At 31.1% G+C, this 20,652-nt stretch carries 19 protein-coding genes; 4 read left to right on the forward strand and 15 right to left on the reverse strand.

From position 1 onward, the window contains the following. Nucleotides 1-30: 30 nt before the first annotated feature. Complete coding sequence (locus BUB70_RS12460) at nucleotides 31-378, reverse strand: winged helix-turn-helix transcriptional regulator (protein WP_073122086.1); 348 nt, start codon at nucleotides 376-378, stop codon at nucleotides 31-33. Between the two features lie 148 nt (nucleotides 379-526). Between BUB70_RS12460 and BUB70_RS12465 the strand changes: the two genes are divergently transcribed. After that, nucleotides 527-1,414, forward strand: coding sequence for an SDR family oxidoreductase (locus tag BUB70_RS12465; RefSeq protein ID WP_073122088.1), 888 nt, complete (start codon nucleotides 527-529; stop codon nucleotides 1,412-1,414). A 136-nt stretch (nucleotides 1,415-1,550) separates the two neighbouring features. Next, the gene (era, locus tag BUB70_RS12470) at nucleotides 1,551-2,432 is read left to right on the forward strand and encodes a GTPase Era (RefSeq protein WP_073122089.1); all 882 of its coding nucleotides are present in this window, start codon (nucleotides 1,551-1,553) and stop codon (nucleotides 2,430-2,432) included. Between the two features lie 29 nt (nucleotides 2,433-2,461). On the opposite strand, the gene BUB70_RS12475 is transcribed toward era, so the two are convergent. The 11 genes from BUB70_RS12475 to BUB70_RS12525 form a co-directional block, all read right to left on the reverse strand. Beyond that, nucleotides 2,462-2,977, reverse strand: a complete 516-nt coding sequence (locus tag BUB70_RS12475) for a DinB family protein (protein ID WP_073122091.1) — start codon at nucleotides 2,975-2,977, stop codon at nucleotides 2,462-2,464. A 6-nt stretch (nucleotides 2,978-2,983) separates the two neighbouring features. Further along, nucleotides 2,984-4,678 carry a hypothetical protein gene (locus BUB70_RS12480; protein ID WP_073122094.1) on the reverse strand — a complete coding sequence of 565 codons (1,695 nt, stop codon included), beginning with the start codon at nucleotides 4,676-4,678 and terminating at the stop codon, nucleotides 2,984-2,986. Continuing rightward, entirely contained in the window at nucleotides 4,678-5,256 is a 579-nt protein-coding gene (locus BUB70_RS12485) for an acyltransferase (RefSeq protein WP_073122096.1), read from the reverse strand. Before BUB70_RS12485 ends, BUB70_RS12480 begins: the two co-directional genes overlap by 1 nt. 28 nt (nucleotides 5,257-5,284) lie before the next feature. Next, on the reverse strand, nucleotides 5,285-6,199 hold the full coding sequence (locus BUB70_RS12490) for a CPBP family intramembrane glutamic endopeptidase (RefSeq protein ID WP_073122098.1): 915 nt from the start codon (nucleotides 6,197-6,199) through the stop codon (nucleotides 5,285-5,287). Beyond that, nucleotides 6,181-7,215 (reverse strand): o-succinylbenzoate synthase, encoded by a 1,035-nt coding sequence (locus tag BUB70_RS12495; RefSeq protein ID WP_073122100.1) that lies wholly within the window; start codon nucleotides 7,213-7,215, stop codon nucleotides 6,181-6,183. The genes BUB70_RS12490 and BUB70_RS12495 overlap by 19 nt, the downstream gene beginning before the upstream one ends. Nucleotides 7,216-7,272: 57 nt before the next feature. Next, on the reverse strand, nucleotides 7,273-7,803 hold the full coding sequence (locus BUB70_RS12500) for an SRPBCC family protein (protein WP_084730281.1): 531 nt from the start codon (nucleotides 7,801-7,803) through the stop codon (nucleotides 7,273-7,275). A gap of 31 nt (nucleotides 7,804-7,834) precedes the next feature. Continuing rightward, nucleotides 7,835-8,728: a 1,4-dihydroxy-2-naphthoate octaprenyltransferase gene (gene menA, locus BUB70_RS12505; protein ID WP_073122105.1), complete on the reverse strand. Its 894-nt coding sequence runs from the start codon at nucleotides 8,726-8,728 to the stop codon at nucleotides 7,835-7,837. A gap of 79 nt (nucleotides 8,729-8,807) precedes the next feature. Continuing rightward, nucleotides 8,808-9,593, reverse strand: a complete 786-nt coding sequence (locus BUB70_RS12510; RefSeq protein WP_229743000.1) for a (Fe-S)-binding protein — start codon at nucleotides 9,591-9,593, stop codon at nucleotides 8,808-8,810. A gap of 76 nt (nucleotides 9,594-9,669) precedes the next feature. Continuing rightward, nucleotides 9,670-10,983 (reverse strand): 4Fe-4S dicluster domain-containing protein, encoded by a 1,314-nt coding sequence (locus BUB70_RS12515; protein WP_073122108.1) that lies wholly within the window; start codon nucleotides 10,981-10,983, stop codon nucleotides 9,670-9,672. Between the two features lie 5 nt (nucleotides 10,984-10,988). Beyond that, a complete protein-coding gene (locus BUB70_RS12520) occupies nucleotides 10,989-11,954 on the reverse strand; it encodes an MlaD family protein (RefSeq protein WP_084730282.1) in 966 nt (321 codons plus the stop codon). A gap of 20 nt (nucleotides 11,955-11,974) precedes the next feature. Next, a complete protein-coding gene (locus BUB70_RS12525; protein ID WP_073122110.1) occupies nucleotides 11,975-13,330 on the reverse strand; it encodes an N-acetylmuramoyl-L-alanine amidase family protein in 1,356 nt (451 codons plus the stop codon). A gap of 207 nt (nucleotides 13,331-13,537) precedes the next feature. Here BUB70_RS12525 and BUB70_RS12530 point away from each other — a divergent pair, with 207 nt between their 5' ends. Beyond that, nucleotides 13,538-16,222, forward strand: coding sequence for a putative LPS assembly protein LptD (locus tag BUB70_RS12530; RefSeq protein WP_234950302.1), 2,685 nt, complete (start codon nucleotides 13,538-13,540; stop codon nucleotides 16,220-16,222). On the opposite strand, the gene cdaA is transcribed toward BUB70_RS12530, so the two are convergent. Beyond that, nucleotides 16,219-16,992, reverse strand: coding sequence for a diadenylate cyclase CdaA (cdaA, locus tag BUB70_RS12535; RefSeq protein ID WP_073122112.1), 774 nt, complete (start codon nucleotides 16,990-16,992; stop codon nucleotides 16,219-16,221). The two genes, BUB70_RS12530 and cdaA, sit on opposite strands and share 4 nt — an antisense overlap. 102 nt (nucleotides 16,993-17,094) lie before the next feature. Between cdaA and BUB70_RS12540 the strand changes: the two genes are divergently transcribed. After that, complete coding sequence (locus BUB70_RS12540) at nucleotides 17,095-17,610, forward strand: DUF7935 family protein (protein WP_073122114.1); 516 nt, start codon at nucleotides 17,095-17,097, stop codon at nucleotides 17,608-17,610. Nucleotides 17,611-17,679: 69 nt separating this feature from the next. Here the strand turns inward: BUB70_RS12540 and BUB70_RS12545 are convergent, their stop codons facing one another. Then, nucleotides 17,680-18,741: a YncE family protein gene (locus BUB70_RS12545; RefSeq protein ID WP_073122116.1), complete on the reverse strand. Its 1,062-nt coding sequence runs from the start codon at nucleotides 18,739-18,741 to the stop codon at nucleotides 17,680-17,682. Nucleotides 18,742-18,747: 6 nt separating this feature from the next. After that, on the reverse strand, nucleotides 18,748-20,649 hold the full coding sequence (locus tag BUB70_RS12550) for a TonB-dependent receptor plug domain-containing protein (protein WP_084730283.1): 1,902 nt from the start codon (nucleotides 20,647-20,649) through the stop codon (nucleotides 18,748-18,750). Nucleotides 20,650-20,652: the final 3 nt, after the last annotated feature.

Here is a 20,652-nt window from a genome sequence, read left to right on the forward strand (position 1 = left end):
TTATAGCGCTAAAGCATTCATGTTTTAGCGCTATTTTTTCATCTCCATCATATGGTCATTTGCCCAAGAAACTAAGTTCTTTAAATTTGGCAATAAACTTTGTCCTCTTTCTGTTAAATTATATTCTACTTTAGGTGGAATTTGAGGATATACCTCTCTGTGAATTAAATCATCTGCCTCTAACTTTTTTAGAGTAACAGTAAGCATTTTTTGAGAAATGGTTCCAATGTACTTATGAATTTCATTAAAGCGTAAAGTATCTGCATCTCCTAATAATAAAATTACCAAAACAGACCATTTATCTCCAATTCTATCTAACACATTTCTAACCGGACAATTATCGGCATCCAAATATATTTCTAAATTATTTTTGTTCATAACCCACTCATTTCCAATATTAATTACCTTAAGGTAAGTGTCTTACTTTCTTTTCAGTTCTTGTATAAACAACAAATCCCTTTTATCTTTGACTTACCAAAAGTAAGTAAAAAACTTTTATTACCATATAATATAAAATATATTCAAAATGAAAAAAACATTGATTACAGGAGCTACAGGTGGTTTAGGAAGTACCGTTGTAGACTTTTTAAAAGCAAAAAATAAAATTGAAAACTTAGTTGTATTGGTTAGAAATACAGAAAGTGATTTAGCCAAACAATATAAAAAAGAAGGTATTGAATTTAGAATTGCAGATTATGACAATGTAGATGCTTTAGAAAATGCTTTTAAGAACATTGAAGTATTATACTTTGTTTCTGGAAGTGATATTAACAATCGTTTACCACAACATAAAAATGTAGTGGCAACAGCTAAAAAAATGGGAGTTAAGCATATTTTATACACCAGTACTGTTAGAAAAGATGAAAGCGCTTCGGCACCATTATTTCCTGTAGTAGATTCTCACAAACAAACAGAAGAACTCATCATTGCTTCAGGAATTAATTACACCATATCAAGACATAGTTTGTATGCAGAAGTAATTCCAATGTTCATAGGAGACAAAACTCAACTATTACAAACAAAATCTATTTATTTACCAACAGCCAATGGAGCAACAGCTTTTGTTCCTAGAAAAGATTTTGCCGAAGCAGAAGCAAATATTCTGAGTAATCCTGAAACCTATGAAAATAAAATTTTAGAGTTTAACGGAAGTGAAACCATTACATTCTCTAAAATTTCTGATTTATTATCTAAAATATTAAATGAACCAATCACATATATTTCACCTGAAGAAGCTGAGTTTAAAACTAAAATGACAGAAGTTGGTTTACCCGATTTTATTATTGATATGTTAATCATGTTTAGTTTAGGAATTGCCAACAATGAGTTTGATCAACAAACAAATGATTTAGAAACTGTTTTAGGAAGAAAAACTCAATCATTAGAAGAATTCTTATCCGAAGTTTATCAATAAATTTTACCCCAAAAAACAATCTATAAAAGGCTTACATATTTTGTAAGCCTTTTATTTTACTACCTTTATAATTCTTCCTCTCCACATTATCATTCTTAATGTTGGTTTGTGTAACTTTGCAGTTCAATTAATACCCATGACACACAAAGCAGGTTTTGTAAATATTATCGGAAATCCCAATGTTGGGAAATCTACTTTAATGAATGCCTTTGTTGGTGAAAAGTTATCTATCATCACCTCTAAAGCGCAAACAACCAGACATCGTATATTAGGAATTGTAAACGGAGATGATTATCAAATCATGTTTTCTGATACTCCAGGGATTATTAAACCGGCTTATGAAATGCAAACTTCTATGATGGATTTTGTGAAGTCTGCTTTTGAAGATGCTGATATATTGATTTATATGGTGGAGATTGGAGAGAAAGAATTAAAAGACGAAGCTTTTTTTAATAAAATTCAAAACTCTAAGGTTCCTGTGATGTTGTTAATCAACAAAATAGACACATCTAACCAAGAAGAAATTGAAGAAAAATTGGCTTATTGGGAAGCAAAAGTACCTAAGGCAAATGTGTATTTAATTTCTGCTTTGGAAAACTTTAACATTGAACCTGTTTTCGATAAAATTAAAGAACTACTTCCTGAATCTCCAGCTTTTTATCCTAAAGATCAATTAACAGATAAGCCAGAACGTTTCTTTGTAAACGAAGCCATTCGCGAAAAAATATTATTAAACTACAAAAAGGAAATTCCTTATGCAGTAGAAATTGAAACAGAGGAGTTTTTTGAGGATGATACAATCATTCGTATTCGTTCTATTATTATGGTAGAGCGTGAAACACAAAAAGGAATTATTATTGGTCACAAAGGAGCTGCTCTAAAAAAAGTAGGAATGGAAGCCAGAAAGGATTTAGAAATATTTTTTGATAAAAAAGTATTCCTAGAACTTTATGTAAAAGTGAATAAAAATTGGCGTTCTAACGATAGACAGTTAAAACGTTTTGGATATAAAGACTAACAAAAAAGCCACTCAATGAGTGGCTTTTTTTATTTATTAAAATATCTTTCATGCAATACATTTACATGATGTTGAACATGCCCCACACATATAAATCCAAAAATTAAAGGACTTACATGTATTCCAGAACATTCTCCTTCTCTTAAAAGCATTTCATCACTAAAGCTTTTAAACAATGCTATTGTAGAAGTTCTTACCAAAGAAAATTCTTGTAATAAATCTTTTACAGATCTATTACTCGCGTCGGTGTGTTTGGCATATTTTTGCTCTTCAAAACCAATCAGCTCTTGTTGTTCTCCTCTAGCAATTGCCAAAGCTCTGTAAGACATAATTCTTTCGGTATCTATTAAATGCTGTAAAATATCTTTGGGAGTCCATTTTCCTTGTTGATACTGATAATCCTGTTGTTTAACTAATAATTCTTTTAAATTTTCTAAAATGTTTTGTGAACTAGTTAAAGCTTCTAAAACTGTTTCTTTTTCTGATACTAAATCTATATACCTATCATAAAAGAAAGGCATCTCTTTTATATTAGTTTTTTTCATTTGGTATTAATAATCTCTATAGTTGTTAAATAAATCGGCTTTTACCCCTACCACAAACCACTGGGTATTTTCCACATTAAAAGTATAACCAGTAGATTCTGGTACAATTCCTATTCTGGTAATAGGACTGTCTGATTTAAAATTACGAATTAAAGCTCCAGCAAACAATTTAAAATTATTAGATGGGTTGATTAAATAACTTACTTCCATATCTACATTTAAAGTAGTGGCTACATTTCCCTGTAAAAACTTCTGATTGTAATCTCCATTTCTTTCTGTTGCCAACACAAATATATTTCCTCCATATGAGATGGAATCTCCATCTATATCAAACCCTTTTTTACCATATACTACTTTTGCATGTGCTCCCCAACGGTTTTTATGATACCTAGCAATAAACACTGTTTCCCAAAAGTTAGCTCCCCATAAATGAGCCAATGGCTGTCCAAAATGAGCGTAATTATGTTGCTGCTCGTGCGAATAAGTAAATCTTGTTACTTTGTTATATTCAGCTTGTAATTGTAAGCCTTTCACTTTAAAAGCATCAAAAAATTTAGCTCCAATTTGAATGGCATTTTTATTTGCCCAATATCGATTTTGAGGTTTAAAAAATTCAGCTGCTTTAAAATCATCTAATAAAAATTGTCCGTAAAAAATATTATTTTCTCCTAATCTATATTTCATATCCATTCCTACAATTCCGTTCCCAGAATCTTCACCATTGGCAAATTCTAAATTTTTATAAAAAATAATAGGATTTAAATATTCTGCAGGATAAGCTCCAGAACCTCCTGCATTGTCGGTAATAATTCCTTCAAAAATACCCAAATTAAATTTAGGAGTTACATTCCAACTTAAGTGATGTAATGTTCCATATTTTCTTTTATGACCATAATTCATTCCCGCCGAAGCATCATCAATAGAATAATTAAAATCTTTTAGCCACATATACATATTTGTGTATTGCACCTTTCCTACAGTGGTGGTAATTCTTGCATAGGTGCTTGGAGCAGAAACATCAGACAAAAACAAAGAACGATATCCATCTCCTATAAAATTTTGTCCATGACCAAATTGCACATTAAAAAATTTACTGGGCGTATAAGAAACATATCCTGTGGAAATTCCGTAATCCATTCCATAAGCTCCAAAACCTTTGGCTTTCCCTCTTCCAGGTACCAACCCACTTGCATCTTCTGGTTGATTGATTTTTATATAATCGTAAATAAATTGTGTGTATTCAGTTTGACTTTCAAAAGCCGAGGCACTATAAGAAAACTTACTTCCCAATTGTCCTTCAATTTTTAAAATTCTTGTGTTATTAATTGTGGTTCCAACATCTGTATTATCTACTCCTGCATCTACATCTAAAAGTATATCCAGATTAAACCAATAGTCGTTTCCTCTAACAGCTACCAAATGTTCATTCCATAACTTTCTTCCTCCCCAAGATTTTTTATCTCTAAGTAAATTAGTCTTATACTTATCTAAATCTGCAACCTTGCTCACTGCATGATAAACATATGGTTTTATAGCTGTATGACTATTTTCAGCCTGATAAATTCCTTGCTCAAAAACACTATAACTAGCATGATTAAATGGAATTCTTAACTGACTTTCATGTTCTGGAAAGAATGTTTCTTTTTCTTGAGCATTTAAAATATTTGCTCCTAATAATAATCCCCAAATAATTTTTTTCATCATGATATTCTAGTCACTGTATCGTTAGTCAACTTATATTCTTGCAAACTTTCTTTACAAACAGCCATGCCGTCTGCATCAAATTTTAACCTATGTCCGTATTCACTTACCCATCCTATTTGCTTTGATGGATTTCCAACCACTAAAGCATAAGATTTCACCTCTTTTGTTACTACAGCACCTGCTCCAATCATGGCAAACTCTCCAATGGTATTTCCACATAAAATTGTAGCATTAGCTCCAATACTAGCTCCTTTTTTTACCGAAGTAACTTTGTATTCATCTTTTCTAATAATAGCACTGCGGGGATTGATAACATTGGTAAATACCATAGAAGGCCCTAAAAAAACATCGTCTTCACATTCCACACCGGTATAAATAGAAACATTATTTTGCACTTTTACGTTTCTACCTAATTTTACAAAAGGTGACACCACTACATTCTGACCAATGTTACAAACCTCTCCTATTTCTGAATGAGGCATAATATGACTAAAATGCCATATTTTGGTTCCTTTTCCAATCTTAGCTCCCTCATCTATAACTGCTGTTTCGTGGACAAAAAATTCTTGAGACATATTATCTAATATTTTTATTTATCAACTTTTATATTAATTTTTCTTTCCAAGATTTCCATTTGTATTTTTTAGAAAACACAAACAATAAAACAGGATATAAAATTGCTATGGCAACTAATTCCATTATTAAACTTGGTGAAGATGTATCTTTGAAAATAGCGGCTGTTTGAAAAGCTGTCCAATCTGTAGTGACCAACAAAGCTGATATTAAATTGTTTGCTGCATGAAAACCTAAAGACAATTCCATTCCTTCATCCATTAAAGTCATGACTCCTAATAAAAATCCAGTTCCTATATAAAAAACCATGATTCCGTAACCCAATTCCTTTACTTCAGGATTTGCATAATGTAACAGTCCAAAAATGACTGATGTAACTACCAAAGGCATCCACTTGGTTCTAGTGCTTACTCCTAAAGCTTGCATTAAATAACCCCTAAACACATACTCTTCAAAACTTGTTTGAATAGGAATTAGTATGATAGATAATAGAAGTAATACTGCAAATTTCTTTGCATCAAAATTCCAAACAATACTTTCTGGACTCAGAAAATAACTGATTCCATTCAACAAAACAATCATACTTCCCCAGAAGAAAAAAGAAAAAAACACACGTTTAAAATCTATTTTAGTTCTACTAGTAGTTAAATTTATCCAACTTTGTTTGTGTATTTTTTTTATAACCAAATACAATGTAATCATCCCTCCAACAAAAGGTAACATCATATAAAACATAGACAGATTACTGTCCATTAAAGTATATAAGTAATTTAAATCTTCAACTCTTGAAGCATCGGCTGTTCCTTCAGCAATTTTATTAGCAACTACTATATTATAAGGTAAAGAAAATACTAAAGCACCAATCACCACTAAAATGATTCCCAACACGTAATTCCAAATACTGTGATTTGCTTTATATGCTTGTGCTAAAAATCTATTTTCCATGCTTTGTCTTTGTTGTATTTAATATTTCCATTTACAACTTCTAAAGGACTTTCAATATTATTGGTAAACAAACTACCTGTTCCCAAACCTTGAGGCATTGTTACCCCCAAAGTATAGGTATATTGACTAATGGCGTTTAACCCAATATTACTTTCCAAAGCAGAGGTAATCCAATAGGGAATATTTAAAGAATTGGCAATTTCAATCCACTCATTACAACCTCTAAAACCACCTACCAAACTAGGTTTTAAAATAATATATTGTGGATGAATATTTTTTAACAGGGCTACTTTCTCTTCATATTTAAAAACACCGATCAATTCTTCATCTAAAGCAACTGGTACTGGAGATTTAGAACACAAATCTCTCATTGCATTTAGTTCTCCTTGTTTAATAGGCTGTTCAATAGAATGAATTCCTAACATGGCTAAACGCTCTAATTTACGTAAGGCATTTTGTGGATCAAAGGCCCCATTAGCATCTACTCTTAATGTGATTTCTTTAGGGGTAAATCTTTCTCTAATACTACTTAGTAATTTAATTTCTGTATCAAAATCTATCGCTCCAATTTTCATTTTGATGGTAGAAAACCCAGCTTTAATTTTATCAGCAACTTGCTCTTTCATAAAAGCTTCACTCCCCATCCAAATCAATCCATTGATAGGGATAACATCTTCTCCATTTGTAAATTCTGAAGGAAACAAATCAAATCCATTAGAACTTTCTAAGGACAAAAAAGCTTGTTCTAATCCAAATTGAATAGATGGAAACTCAATTAACTCCTTCCATAAAACATCTATTCCTAAATGAATATTTTGACAAGCCCATTTTAAATTGGCCTCATAATCTGGTCTATCATCTGCACTTAAACCTCTAAACACACCTGTTTCTCCGTATCCTATTTTTCCATCCTTTTCTAAAATAATAAAATAGGTTTCTTTGGTTTTTAAAATCCCTCTTGAAGTCCCCGAAGCTTGCTTAAAATCAAGGATGTATTTTTTATAATTTGCTTTCATACACTAAAAAACCTTTTGGATTTAACCAAAAGGCTTTGATTTTATTAAACATGATAATTATTCTTCTAATATTGATTTGGCGTTTTGCAAACCTTTTTCTAAATCAGAGCCTTTTAACTTATTTACATCAACGAGCATCATAAAAACACTTTGTAAGGCTCCATAGTATAAATCTTGTCCCCATATAACTTTGGTATCAGTTCCATTGTCATCAAACTTAAAAAATGTGGTTGAGTTGAATTCAACAGGTTTTTCAATTCTTAACTCAGAAATAATTTCTTTATTAGGGATCATTTCTATAATTTCCTGTTCTCCAACTCCAACTCGCTTATGTTCTGATTTCCATGCGCGAACAGAACCTACAGTGTTCCCAACTCCTCTATATTCATGTACTGTATTTGGATCTAAAGTTTGTAAAACATCATATTCCTCTATATTTTGTAAAGAGGCAAAATAAGGGTAAACTACATCTATTGGTTTCTCTATAATAATTGATCTCTGAATCGTTTCAGATTTAGGAGCAATCATTATCAAAATTAAAAGTATTGCAATAATGACTACAGATCCATATAGGAAAAATTTTTTCATTTTTATTAGTTTTACAAGTTCCTTAAAAGTATTAAATAATTAATCCTAAACCAAAAAGGAGCGAAAACAAAAAAGTACTTAAAGCCACTTTTTTTAATTCAGGATCTAATAATACTGCTTCTTTATTGGTATAAACTGTTTTGATGTGTTTTAGTAAAGGAACAAAAGCTATTAAAAATAAATATGCTTTAAAAGAATACCCCATAGCAACTACATAATAAATAGTCGATAACATTCCAACAATCAATAATATATAATGATAAATCTTTGCTTTATTAGCCCCTAGTTTTACTGCCATTGTGTTTTTGTTGGATTGGATGTCAGATAATCTATCTCTCATATTATTCAAGTTTAATACTCCAACACTAAACAGTCCAATCGTAATAGCGGGTAAAAACGATAAAGTAGAAACTTCTTGAGTATATAAAAATTCACACCCAACTACTCCTAGCAATCCAAAAAACAAAAAGACAAAAAGATCTCCAAAACCTGAATATCCATACGCTCCTTTTCCCATGGTATATTTCATAGCTGCTCCAATAGAAGCCAAGCCAAGTAAAAAGAAAACAATAGATAACATAAAGTTTTCACTACCAAAAGAAACATAAATTAACAACAAAGCTATTATTAGAGTAATTGCAATGGTTACATAAATACCTTTTAACATTTGCTTTGGAGAAATAGCTCCACTTTGTAAGGCTCGTTGTGGGCCTACTCTATTTTCGTTGTCTGTTCCCTTTACTCCATCTCCGTAATCATTAGCAAAGTTAGACAGCACCTGAAATCCAACAGTTGTTAACAAAGCCAACACACAAATATCCCAACGAAAAACTCCTTTTGAAACTGCTAAAAAACTTCCGGTAATTACTCCTGACAACGACAATGGCAAAGTTCTAAGTCTTGCCGCTTGAATCCAATGTTTCATATTTTATTCATAAAAAAAATGACTATAAAACACTTATAAAGTGTGACATAGTCACTTTTAAAATTTTTGTTTTTTAATATTATAACCCCAAAGATTCTGCTAATAACTCAGCAATGTCTTTTACTTCCACTTGATTTTCTTTTTTATGGTGTTTTACTCCATCTGTCATCATGGTATTACAAAAAGGACATCCTGTAGCAATTACATCTGGCTTGGTTTGTAATGCATCTTCGGTTCGTAAATCATTAATATCTCTATCACCTTTTTCTGGCTCTTTAAACATCTGTGCTCCTCCCGCACCACAACATAAAGAATTATTTCTTGATCGTTTCATTTCAACCAAGCTAGTTCCTTTGATAGATTTTAATAAAGTTCTTGGTGCCTCATATTCATCATTCGCTCTTCCTAAATAACATGGATCGTGATAAGTGATGGTATTGATATCTAGTTTGGCATCAGAAAGATCTAATTTTCCTTCCTTTACCAATTGCTCTATAAATTGGGTATGATGAAAAACCTCATATTTTCCTCCTAACTCAGGATATTCATTTTTAAGGGTATTAAAAGAATGTGGACAGGCTGTTACAATTTTTTTAACATTGTATGCATTCATCACCTCAATATTAGTCATGGCTTGCATTTGAAACAAAAATTCGTTTCCAGCTCTTTTAGCAGCATCACCACTAGAGCTTTCTTCCGTTCCTAACACCGCAAAATTCACCTCAGCTTTGTTTAATATTTTAACAAAAGCTCTGGTTATTTTTTTAGCTCTATCATCAAAACTTCCTGCAGAACCTACCCAAAACAAAATATCTGGTTCTTTTCCTTCGGCAAACAAGTCTGCCATTACTGGTACTGTTATCATATCTAATTACGAATTTTGAAATTACGAATTACGAGTTTGGTGAATTTGTAATTCCTAATTGATAATTGTTAATTGACTATTCCTCGTTTACCCAATTCAACCTATCCATTTGACTATATTGCCATGGTGCACCATTGTTTTCTACATTGGTCATCATTGCATTTAATTCTTGAGGAGCTGCAGATTGTTCCATCACTAAATATTGTCTCATATCCATAATAATAGATAATGGATCAATATTTACAGGACATTCCTCTACACAAGCATTACAACTTGTACAAGCCCAAATTTCTTCTTGAGTAATATAATCATCTCCCAACAATTGCTTTCCATCATCTTGAAAAGTCCCTTTATTAGCATCTATATTTCTACCAACTTCTTCTAACCTATTACGAGTTTTCATCATAATAGCTCTAGGCGATAATTCTTTACCCGTTAAATTTGCTGGACAAACCGAAGTACAACGTCCACACTCTGTACAAGTGTAGGCATTCATTAACTGTACCCAATTTAAATCTGTAACATCACTCGCTCCAAATTTTTCTGGTTCTCCTTCATCTTCAGCAGGAGCAGCATATGGATCTGCATTAGGATCCATCATTAATTGTACCTCTTTTGTTACATTTTTATTATTTGGAAATTGACCTTTTGGTTTTAAATTGGCATAAAACGTATTTGGGAATGCTAATAAAATGTGTAAATGTTTTGAGTAATATAAGTAGTTTAAGAACACTAAAATTCCACAAATATGTAACCACCAAGCAGTACGCTCAATAAGATGTAAACCTTCAAAAGAAATATTTTGGAACAATGGTACAAAAAACTGACTAATGACATTTCCGGTTCCAGATTGTTGTAAGTGTACATCAGTCGTATTCATAATTAAGAATAAGGTCATCAATACCATTTCAAAATACAGGATGTAATTCCCATCATTTTTAGGCCAATCAGTCATTTCTTTGTTCCAAAAACGTTTAATTTTAAGCACGTTTCTTCTTAACCAAAAAATAGTTACCGACACAAATACTAATAAAGCTAAAACTTCAAAAGTTCCGATTAAAAATCCGTAAAAAGCTTTACCTAAAATGGGTAAGAACAAACGATGTGTTCCTAACAATCCATCTAAAACAATTTCTAAAACTTCAATGTTTATAATGATAAATCCTATATATACAATTACGTGTAAAAATCCTGAAACAGGTCTTCTTACCATTTTAGATTGCCCCAAAGCAATACGAATCATATTTGACCAACGTTGAGATTTTTGATCTGACCTATCTAAATCTTTCCCTAGTTTAATATTACGAATCAACTTTTTTACATTGCTAGCAAAAAAATAAACTCCTACACCTAATAGTATTGCAAAAATGATATTTGGGATCAACTGCATAATTTTTAGTTTTCTTTAGTTTCTTCTGCCTCTTCGTATTTTCTTTCTTTTTTTCCAAAGATTGAAAAGTGAACAAATCTTTTTGGATGTTCTTTTACATCTCTTAACAATTCTTCTAACTCCTTACTAGCAGCCTCTAAATTATTGTATAAGTCTTCGTCTTTAGCCAACAATCCAATAGTTCCTTGCCCTGCTTGTATTCCTGCTGTAATACTATCTAAGTGAGAAGCAGTTCTATTAATTTTAGCTGAAATTTCTGTTAGCTTTATTTGCGCTAAGGAATCAGAAAAAGTTTTTAAGTTTTTGGTTGTACTCTTAATATTGCTAAAAGTAGCATCTAAGTTTTTTTGATTGCTTTGCACCAACACTTCTACAGATGTCGAAGTATTTTTTAAACTTGCCAAAATTAAATTTAAGTTTTCAAAACTCTCATTTAAATTATCTAAAGTTTGTTTGTTTAATAGCGTGTTTAAGTTGTGGGTAACAGAGTCTATATTTACAATTACATTTTCTACTTTAGATTGTAAAGGGTTTAATTTATCGGTAATTGATGAAAAAATATCAGATTCTATTTCTCCTTTTAAATAATCTCCTGGTTCTGCTGTCTCTCCATCATAAGACGGAATAATGGCTAACGATTTTCCTCCCATCAATCCTCCGCTGTAAATTTTTGCTATGGATTTTTTAGAAAAAGTCACATCTTCTTCAAGAGTAAACTCTACAACTAGCTGACCTTTTTTCTCAGGATCATCACTAAAACGAATGTCTATAATTTTACCTACCGTAAAACCGTTCATTGTAACGGCACTAGATTTTTTTAGTCCGTTAATATTCTTGTATGTTGTGTAATAACTATTTAAGCCTCCGTTAAATAGATTTCTGCCTTTTAGGAAACTAAACCCCCAATAAAACAATGCTAATATTACCAACGCAGCAATACCTGCTTTTAATTCTCTAGAAATTTTTATCATAGAACGAAAATACGAAATATTTAATTTGTTTGCCTTTTCAAAGCTTCTTTTAGCGTGATTCTTTCATCATTTAAAAAAGCCACCACAAAAGCGGAACTATATTTTTTAGATTTTGCAGCCGCCAAATACCTTTTTGCTTGGTCATAACTACTTGTTTTTCCTAAATAATATTTATAATATTTTCCAACTTTCACAGCTTCAACCTCATTTAAACCTTTAAAGTTAGAAGGTTTTGTATTGATTTTATTAGTTGAAGAAGCTATTTGAACTTTATAATAAACATTTGAAACCGATTGACGAACTGGTTTAGAAACAGAAATTGGTTTTACTACTGCCGCAGTTGGAACGTTTACCTCCTCATTAAAACCTACAATAAAAGCAGTTTTATATCCTTTTGATTTTGCCAATTCTAAGCCTGAATTAGCAGCGTTCTTGGAATTATATTTTCCTAAATAATATTTATAAAAACCATCTACAGCAACTCTTTCTACATCTTTTAATCCTTTAAAATTATAAGAGGAAGGACTGATTCTATTTTTACTAGAAGCCAACTGAACTTTGTAATAAGTTCCAATTTTTTCTGTATCAAGAGCAACATTACTTGTACTTGGATTATTAATAACATCTCCATCATAAAAATCGTTTGCAGCCACATTTAACTGTTGATGGTTGTAATATTTCTCTACAGACTTAGCAATGGCATTTGCCATTTGTTGTTGCCCAGCTGCTGAATATAAATATTGACCTTCTATTCTGTTTGTTAAAAATCCCGTTTCTATCAACACACTTGGCATATATGTTTGATACAATACCACAAAACCTGCTTGTTTTACTCCTCTGTTAACTCTATTCAAAGATTTTTCAAACTCTGTCTGAATTAAACTAGCTAATAATAAACTTTGATCTAAATTTTCTTCTTGTTCTAAAGAAAGACCAATAACTGATGTTGGATTACTCGGATCAAACCCTTGATAACGCTCTTGATGATTCTCCTCTTGTAAAATCACCTCATTCTCCGCTTTGGCTACTCTAAAATTTCTGTCATTTCCTTTTAAAGATAGTACCCATGTTTCAGCTCCTATTGCCTGACTCGTGTGGGCATTACAATGTACTGACACAAATAAATCAGCATCGGCATCATTTGCAATATCACCTCTTCTCCATAAATCTACAAAAACGTCTGTTTTTCGGGTATACATCACTTTCACACCAGGAATGGCAGATAATATTTTACCTGTTTTTAAGACTATATTTAGTGCAACATCTTTTTCCTTTGCTCCTTTATACCCTACTTTACCTGGATCTTTACCTCCATGACCAGCATCTAACACTACAATAAAACCTTCGTGTTTTTGTGAATAAAGGTCTGTATTCATTGAGCCAAAGAGCACAATAAACACAATACATATGCGTATTATATAAAAGTTCTGATATTTAAATATGGGAATCAATTTCATCAATAAAATTTAATTATTTTTGGACTTTTAAATTGGCATCCATATTGTTGTCAATTGGACTAGACAAAAATAGAACTTAAAGCATTGCAAACAAATAGACTTTACATTCTTTTATTAGTTTTATTCATGTGTTTAAGTGGTTTATCTACTAAAGCTCAAGATAAAACTACAGATACCGATATTATAACGCAAGCTAAAGATTCTATTGTACAAAATGATAACATAGCTGCTATTAAAAATGATAGTATTACTATTATCCAAAACGACAGTATTCCCAATATTGCAAATGATAGCATTGCTCTTCCTAAGAAAAAAGAAGCTATAGAATATATTATAGAACACTCATCTCAATCTACCGAAGGCTATATTTTAGAAGATGTCCCTAATAAAAAAGTTGAAATATACAATGAAGCTCATGTGGTATATGGAGATAATGATATTACCGCTGGACTAATTTTAATTGACTACAATACAAACATTGTACAAGCAAAAGGTATTCCTGATGAAAAAGGAAAATATTCTCAATTACCTGTTTTTAAAACTACTGGAAACGAAACCACACAGGACTCTCTAATTTTTAATTATAAAACCAAAAAAGCCATTATTTATGGTTTAGAAACGGAACAGAACGGAATTAACACCTTAGGTCAGAAAACAAAAAGAGTAAATGATTCTACCATTTTTGTTCGCAATATTATTTTTACAACCTCTGATCCAAGACATCCAGATTATTATTTAAAAACTACAAAAGCAAAAGTAGTTCCAGGTAAAAAAATTATTACTGGCCCAACTAATTTGGTTATTGCAGATGTACCCACTCCAGCCATTTTTCCGTTTGCCTATTTTCCTTTAACCAAAAATAGAACTTCAGGTATTATTTTCCCTACCTATGGTGAATCTTTTAATCAAGGATTTTTCTTGCAAAATGGAGGTTATTATTTAGCATTGAATGATTATTTTGATTTAAAACTTACTGCCGATATATACTCAAACAGTAGCTGGGGTTTTAATGCTTCTTCTAGTTATCGAGTGAAATATAAATTTAGCGGAAATTTTAGTTTTAACTACGACAACCTTATCAGTGGAATTGAAGGTTTTTCTAGCTATAGTGTTGCCAAAAACTTTAACCTAAGATGGTCTCACAGTCAAGATAGTAAAGCTTCTCCAAACAGTAGATTTTCTGCTTCGGTAAACTTAGGTAGTAGTCAATATTTTAGACAATCTGTAAATGAAACAAATAACGGTTTAGGATTAACAAACACCTTAAGTTCTTCTGTTTCTTATTATCAAGATTTTGTAGGAACTCCTTTTAACATGAGTATTTCTGCAAACCATAGGCAAAACACAAATACAAAAGATGTCTATTTAACATTACCTTCTTTACAGTTAAACATGGATAGACAATATCCGTTTGCACCTAAAAACGGAGCAAAGAAAAATGCTTTTCAAAAAATTGGTCTTACTTATTCTTTAAAAGCAGACAACCAAGTAACCACCACTGAAGATGAGTTTTTTAGTAGTAAAATGTTTGACAAAGCAAAAAACGGAGCTCAACATAATGTTAGTCTGAGTACCAACATGAAATTGCTTAAGTATTTTTCTTTATCGCCTAGTATGAGTTATAGAGAAGTTTGGTATTTAGACAAAATTCATAAAGAATATGATCCTGTAGCAAATAAAGTTGTAACAGATACCATTTCTGGTTTTAATGCCTTTAGAGATTATAGTGCTTCTACTTCTATTAGTACTACTATTTATGGAATGTTTAAATTTAAAAACAGTAATTTAAAAGCCATTAGACATACTATGAGACCTTCGGTTTCTTATAGTTACAGACCTGATTTTGGCTTTTATTATGAAGAAGTACAAGAAAATGCAGATGCTACAAGCTTTCAAACTTATTCTAGATTTGAGAACGGTATTTATGGAGGTCCCTCTAGGGGTGTCTCAAACTCATTAGGATTTAGTTTGGCCAATACCTTAGAAGGAAAAGTAGCCAATAAAGATGATTTAGAAGGAGAAGATAAAAAAATCACCATTTTAAACTCTTTAAACCTAAGTACCAGTTATAATTTCACCGCTGACAGTTTTAAACTTTCTCCTTTAAATGTAACAGCAGGAACCACTATCCTAAAGAAAATGAACCTAAACTTTGGTACTTCATTGGATCCTTATGCTTTAAAACAAAATTCAACTACAGGTAAGTTACAAAGAGTAGATGCTTTGAGTTATTTAAATGGAGGACCATTACTTAGAATGACAAGAGCCAACTTTACCACAGGTTATTCATTTTCTAACAAAGATTTTGAAAAGAAAAAAGAAGGAGTTAACACAGAAGAAGAGGAAGAGCCAACAGCTTATGATCAGGATTTATTTGGTGCAGATCAACAAAATACTAATGATTTTTCTGTAACCCCAGAAGATGAGGAAAATACTCAAAAGCAAAAAGAAGAAACTACAGATTTGCCACAATATATTTCTAGCATGCCTTGGAACATACGTTTCTCATTTTCTACAAATTACACCAACAGTTTGGGTGAAAAGAAAATATCATCTGCTTCTTTGATGTTTTCAGGAGATGTAGAATTAAGTCCAGGATGGAAAGTTGGAGCGTCTTCTGGTTATGATTTCATCAATGGAGGTATTACTTATACTAATCTAAGATTTACGAGAGATTTAAGAAGCTGGAGTATGAACTTTAACTGGGTTCCTATTGGAAATTATAGTTCTTATTATTTCTTTATCGGAGTTAAATCATCTGTATTGAGTGATTTAAAATGGGACAAACGTAACGTTAACAGAGATTTTTAACTTAAATACATTCTAATTTTTTCTTGTAACTCATTGGTTGTGCTATACAATTCAAAAGCACCATCAATAATAAAAGATATTTCTCCTGTTTCTTCAGAAACCACCAAACACATAGCATCTGTTTTCTCAGTAACTCCAATAGCGGCTCTGTGTCTTAATCCAAACCTACTTGGCAATTTTTTCTCTGACAAAGGCAGCACAACTCTTGTGGCTACCACATAGTTTTCTTTTACAATAATAGCACCATCGTGTAGTGGACTATTTTTATAAAAAATACTTTCTAGAATAGGAATATTGATTTCAATATTCATGCTATCTCCTTTTTCACTTAAAAAATCAAGACTATTATTTCTTTCAATTACAATTAAAGCTCCTGTTCTAGAAACACCAAATTTTTCGCAAGCCATTACCAAAGCTTCCACATCTACATCAATAGATATTTCTGCTTTTAAAAACTTTAATTGGTTGATAAAATTTCTTTTGCTTTTAAAATTGGTTGACCCTAACATCAGCAAAAATTTACGCATTTCGGGATGAAAAATAATAATCAACGCAATAGCCCCACCACTTATTAAAGTTCCTAATAAAGAACTAAACATCTCCATATGTAAAGCCTCTGTAACTTTATATATTAAAAAAACAATAGCTATACCAATAAAAATATTAATGGCCACTGTACCTTTTAACAACTTATATACGTTAAATAACAAAAAGGCTACTAAAAGAATATCTAGCAGATCAATAAAAGTAAATTCCAAAAAACTGAACACAGGCTTGTTTTTATATTGCTTGCCTAAAAGTAATCATTTTTAAAGAAACTCATATTTTGACACCTAAAAACTAACATTTATATTCGCTTAAAATATTTTATGATGGATGAAATTCTAGAAATCCTTAAATACACGCTTCCATCAGTAATTACTGGTGGTGTAGCTGCTTACTTTTTAAAACAATTTGTTTTTATGGAAAGTAACAAACGAAAGTTTGAAATGCTAAATGATAAAAAGAAACAAAGTTTACCCATAAGGCTTCAAGCTTATGAAAGAATGACCTTATTTTTAGAACGTATAAATATCACTAATCTTGCTTACAGAGTTGAGCCAGAAACATTCAATAAAATTGAATATGCCAAATTATTAATAAGTCAAATAAACGCTGAATATGAACACAATTTGGTTCAACAGATTTATATAAGTCCTGATTGTTGGACATTAATTACTAACACAAAAACCACTATTTTAAATAACATTACCGCTTGTAGCATGCACGATAATTTAACGAGTGGAAAAGATTTACAGCAGGAGTTAATTAAAATTGGAAAAGAAGGACCATCCCCCACACAAATTGCCCAACAATATATTCAAAAAGAAGTACAAACTATTTTATAAACAAAAAGCCCATGCAAATTTGCATGGGCTTTTCTCTTCTTCGCAACAACTTTATTAAAACTAACTAAACTATTCTGTAAAATATATTTTTGAGGCACCAAGAGCTACTTTTGTTGTAAACACTTTTTCTTTAGTACTTAAATCAAATACATAAAGATCACTTTGAGCAGTAAAGCTTGGTTCTACACCGTATAGGTTTCCGTTTTTAACTGCCATTCCATATAAACTTTGAGATATTAATGCTGTAGTTGGTAAAGTCTCTTCTCCTGAATTCACTTTATAAACCCCTCCTGATAGATAATAATATATTTGTCCGTTGTCATAAGTCATTAAACTAGGATGTTCCCCTTCTTTAAACTCTATCGTTTTTGTTATTGTATTAGTAGTAGTATTTATAATATGTATAGCTGCTTTTGTTTCACTTTTTATAGTTGGCCATGGATCATAAACAATACTACCTTCCGATAGAACTAACAAATCTCCATTATTATTAAACAACAACTCATCTGGATTCTCTTTCACTGTAATTTCAACAACATCATCAGTAGCTGTATCAATTACAGAAACAACATTATTTGTTCCATATGCTCCTTTGTGAGATACATATAACTTATTTCCTTTGACAACAATTTGTTCAGGACCATTTGATACAGAAATTATTTTTTCAACAGCATTGGTATTTAAATCTGCAACAGCAATAAAATCATCTTCTGTGTTATATGGATCTCCCCAATTGGTAATATATCCTTTATCTCCTACAACGGTCATAAAGCGAGGAGTGTTTAAGTCAGTTTTAATTTCTCCTGTTTTAATAAAAGTTTTTTTATCAACCACCGTAACCGTATTGGCATTATCTACAATAATAAAAGCACTATTTTCATTAAAAGCCATAGATTGTAAATAAGTCCCCAATTGAGTTCCGTTAGCACTTAAATAAATAAATTGATATTTTAATGTTTGGTCTGATGACAGATAAGTAACTGAACCTGTCCCTGCTCCCGATCCTTCTCCGCTGATTAAAATTCCATTAGAATAATCTCTATTTATTAACTCTATAGAATCATCATTATTACATGATACGATAATAAGAGCAATAACTAAAAGCTTTAATATTTGTTTGGTAATTTTCATTTAATTTTAAAATTTATAATTGATATTTAGGTTATAATTTCTTCCGGGCATAGGTCTTGAAATACTGTATAAATACAGCTGGTTAAAAATATTTTTAACCGCTAGTATCACATGTAAAGATTTGGTTCCTTTTTTTAACAACGAGACTCCTGTTCCTGCATTAAAAACAGTAAATCCATTTAATACTGCCCCGGGAGTGTTAATATTATCTTCTGTAGTATATACTTTACTCTGACTTAAATTCTGTACATAAGCTGTAAAAATATTATTTTGATAATTTACAGTGGCATTAAATAAATGTCTAGGCACAAAAATGAGTTCTTTATTTGTCTCTGTATCTTTTGCCACAGTATAGATGTAATTTGTAGCAACATCAACAGAATGGTATTTTGAAAAAGGATAACAAAAACTAGCATAAAATTCGGCTCCTTTATGGATAGATTCGTTTAAATTAATAGGAGTCCAAACATCAGGTCTGTTGATATCTCCAATAGGAGTCCAAATAATTTTATCAAGAACATGCATATAAAACAAGGTGCTTTTAAAAGTAAACCAATCATTTTTATATTGATATCCTGCATCTATTTGTTTTGAGTTTTCTGGAATTAAATCTTCATTACCTTGCCCTGGCCAATGCAAATCATTTAAGGTAGGCACTCTGTAATTGGTGGAAATATTTAAAAGGATTTCATTATTATCATTCAAAGCATAATTACTTCCTAAAGAAAAAACAGTAGGTACTTTAAAAGCAGAATTAAATTCTTTTTTACTCTCAATATTATATTTCCATTGTTTGTTTATTATTGAATTAAACCCAAATGCAAAAGCATATTGTTCTCTGTATTTTTTATTTGGAACTCCACTTACATCCCCTTCTATATTTTGAATATCCACATAGGTATTGATAGTCGTTTTTTTATTAAAATGATATTTAAAATCATAATTAAACAACCATCTTTTAGATTTTCCAAAATCAAAACTATTGCTGTTTTTATTTTTAAAATACCTGTACTCTTGTGTTAAATAAGCTGTTTTAACAACATGAGAAAACTGATTTTTCTGCACCTCCCAAACCAATAAATTACGCTGATTGATATCCTTATATTTTTCATTCGCAGCACTTGGATTTTGCAATTCTCCCGAAAATAATCTATCTCCTTTAAAACCGGTGGTATAAAAACTTAACGTATTTCCTTCTGTAAATTGATACCCTACACTTAAATTTAATCCGTAATTTTCGTAATCACCATTACTATTCTTTAAATAATTTCCATTCGCATCTTTATACCTCTCATCAATTAAATCATAATCATTATCGGATTTATTAAAATTTGCTCCTAACTTAAGTGCCCACTTTTCAGTTCCTAAATTGGTTTTTAAAAAATTAGAAGTCGTATTAAAACTCCCATAAGAACTAAACAATTGAAAATTTTGATGTTTGTGAAAGTACAGATTATCATTTGCATGGATAGAACCTCCAATAGCTCCAGAACCATATTTTACAGAACCTCCTCCGCTTTTTATTACAATTTCATCTGCTGTATTTAAAGACAAACTATTTAACCCTGTTTGTCCATTTCCAATAGCATTGACGTTAATTCCATTCCACATAACTGCGGTGTTGGCTGCTGATGTTCCTCTAAAACGAGCAGAGCTTGTCCCTCCATTTCCATAATCTCTAATGGCAACTACAGAATTAAATCTTAAAGTTTCTGTAAGGTTTGTTGGGTTTTTTACAATATTATCCCCTGTTATAAGGGTAACTTTTTGACCAACTACATTATTTCTTACATAAGAATCGGCCACAATGGTAACTTTACCCAAACGATTAATTGAATCATTTTGAGCTACGGTAACAGCACAACAAAGCATGCTTAATAAAAAAAACGCATTACATAGTTTCATCATAAA

Source organism: Wenyingzhuangia marina, assembly GCF_900130035.1.
GTDB classification, from domain to species: domain Bacteria; phylum Bacteroidota; class Bacteroidia; order Flavobacteriales; family Flavobacteriaceae; genus Wenyingzhuangia; species Wenyingzhuangia marina.

Coding starts and splice junctions, on each gene's coding strand:
- BUB70_RS12460 (WP_073122086.1), bottom strand. CDS start 378: ATGAACAAAAATAATTTAGAAATATATTTGGATGCCGATAATTGTCCG.
- BUB70_RS12465 (WP_073122088.1), top strand. CDS start 527: ATGAAAAAAACATTGATTACAGGAGCTACAGGTGGTTTAGGAAGTACC.
- era (WP_073122089.1), top strand. CDS start 1,551: ATGACACACAAAGCAGGTTTTGTAAATATTATCGGAAATCCCAATGTT.
- BUB70_RS12475 (WP_073122091.1), bottom strand. CDS start 2,977: ATGAAAAAAACTAATATAAAAGAGATGCCTTTCTTTTATGATAGGTAT.
- BUB70_RS12480 (WP_073122094.1), bottom strand. CDS start 4,678: ATGAAAAAAATTATTTGGGGATTATTATTAGGAGCAAATATTTTAAAT.
- BUB70_RS12485 (WP_073122096.1), bottom strand. CDS start 5,256: ATGTCTCAAGAATTTTTTGTCCACGAAACAGCAGTTATAGATGAGGGA.
- BUB70_RS12490 (WP_073122098.1), bottom strand. CDS start 6,199: ATGGAAAATAGATTTTTAGCACAAGCATATAAAGCAAATCACAGTATT.
- BUB70_RS12495 (WP_073122100.1), bottom strand. CDS start 7,215: ATGAAAGCAAATTATAAAAAATACATCCTTGATTTTAAGCAAGCTTCG.
- BUB70_RS12500 (WP_084730281.1), bottom strand. CDS start 7,803: ATGAAAAAATTTTTCCTATATGGATCTGTAGTCATTATTGCAATACTT.
- menA (WP_073122105.1), bottom strand. CDS start 8,728: ATGAAACATTGGATTCAAGCGGCAAGACTTAGAACTTTGCCATTGTCG.
- BUB70_RS12510 (WP_229743000.1), bottom strand. CDS start 9,593: ATGATAACAGTACCAGTAATGGCAGACTTGTTTGCCGAAGGAAAAGAA.
- BUB70_RS12515 (WP_073122108.1), bottom strand. CDS start 10,983: ATGCAGTTGATCCCAAATATCATTTTTGCAATACTATTAGGTGTAGGA.
- BUB70_RS12520 (WP_084730282.1), bottom strand. CDS start 11,954: ATGATAAAAATTTCTAGAGAATTAAAAGCAGGTATTGCTGCGTTGGTA.
- BUB70_RS12525 (WP_073122110.1), bottom strand. CDS start 13,330: ATGAATACAGACCTTTATTCACAAAAACACGAAGGTTTTATTGTAGTG.
- BUB70_RS12530 (WP_234950302.1), top strand. CDS start 13,538: ATGTGTTTAAGTGGTTTATCTACTAAAGCTCAAGATAAAACTACAGAT.
- BUB70_RS12540 (WP_073122114.1), top strand. CDS start 17,095: ATGGATGAAATTCTAGAAATCCTTAAATACACGCTTCCATCAGTAATT.
- BUB70_RS12545 (WP_073122116.1), bottom strand. CDS start 18,741: ATGAAAATTACCAAACAAATATTAAAGCTTTTAGTTATTGCTCTTATT.
- BUB70_RS12550 (WP_084730283.1), bottom strand. CDS start 20,649: ATGATGAAACTATGTAATGCGTTTTTTTTATTAAGCATGCTTTGTTGT.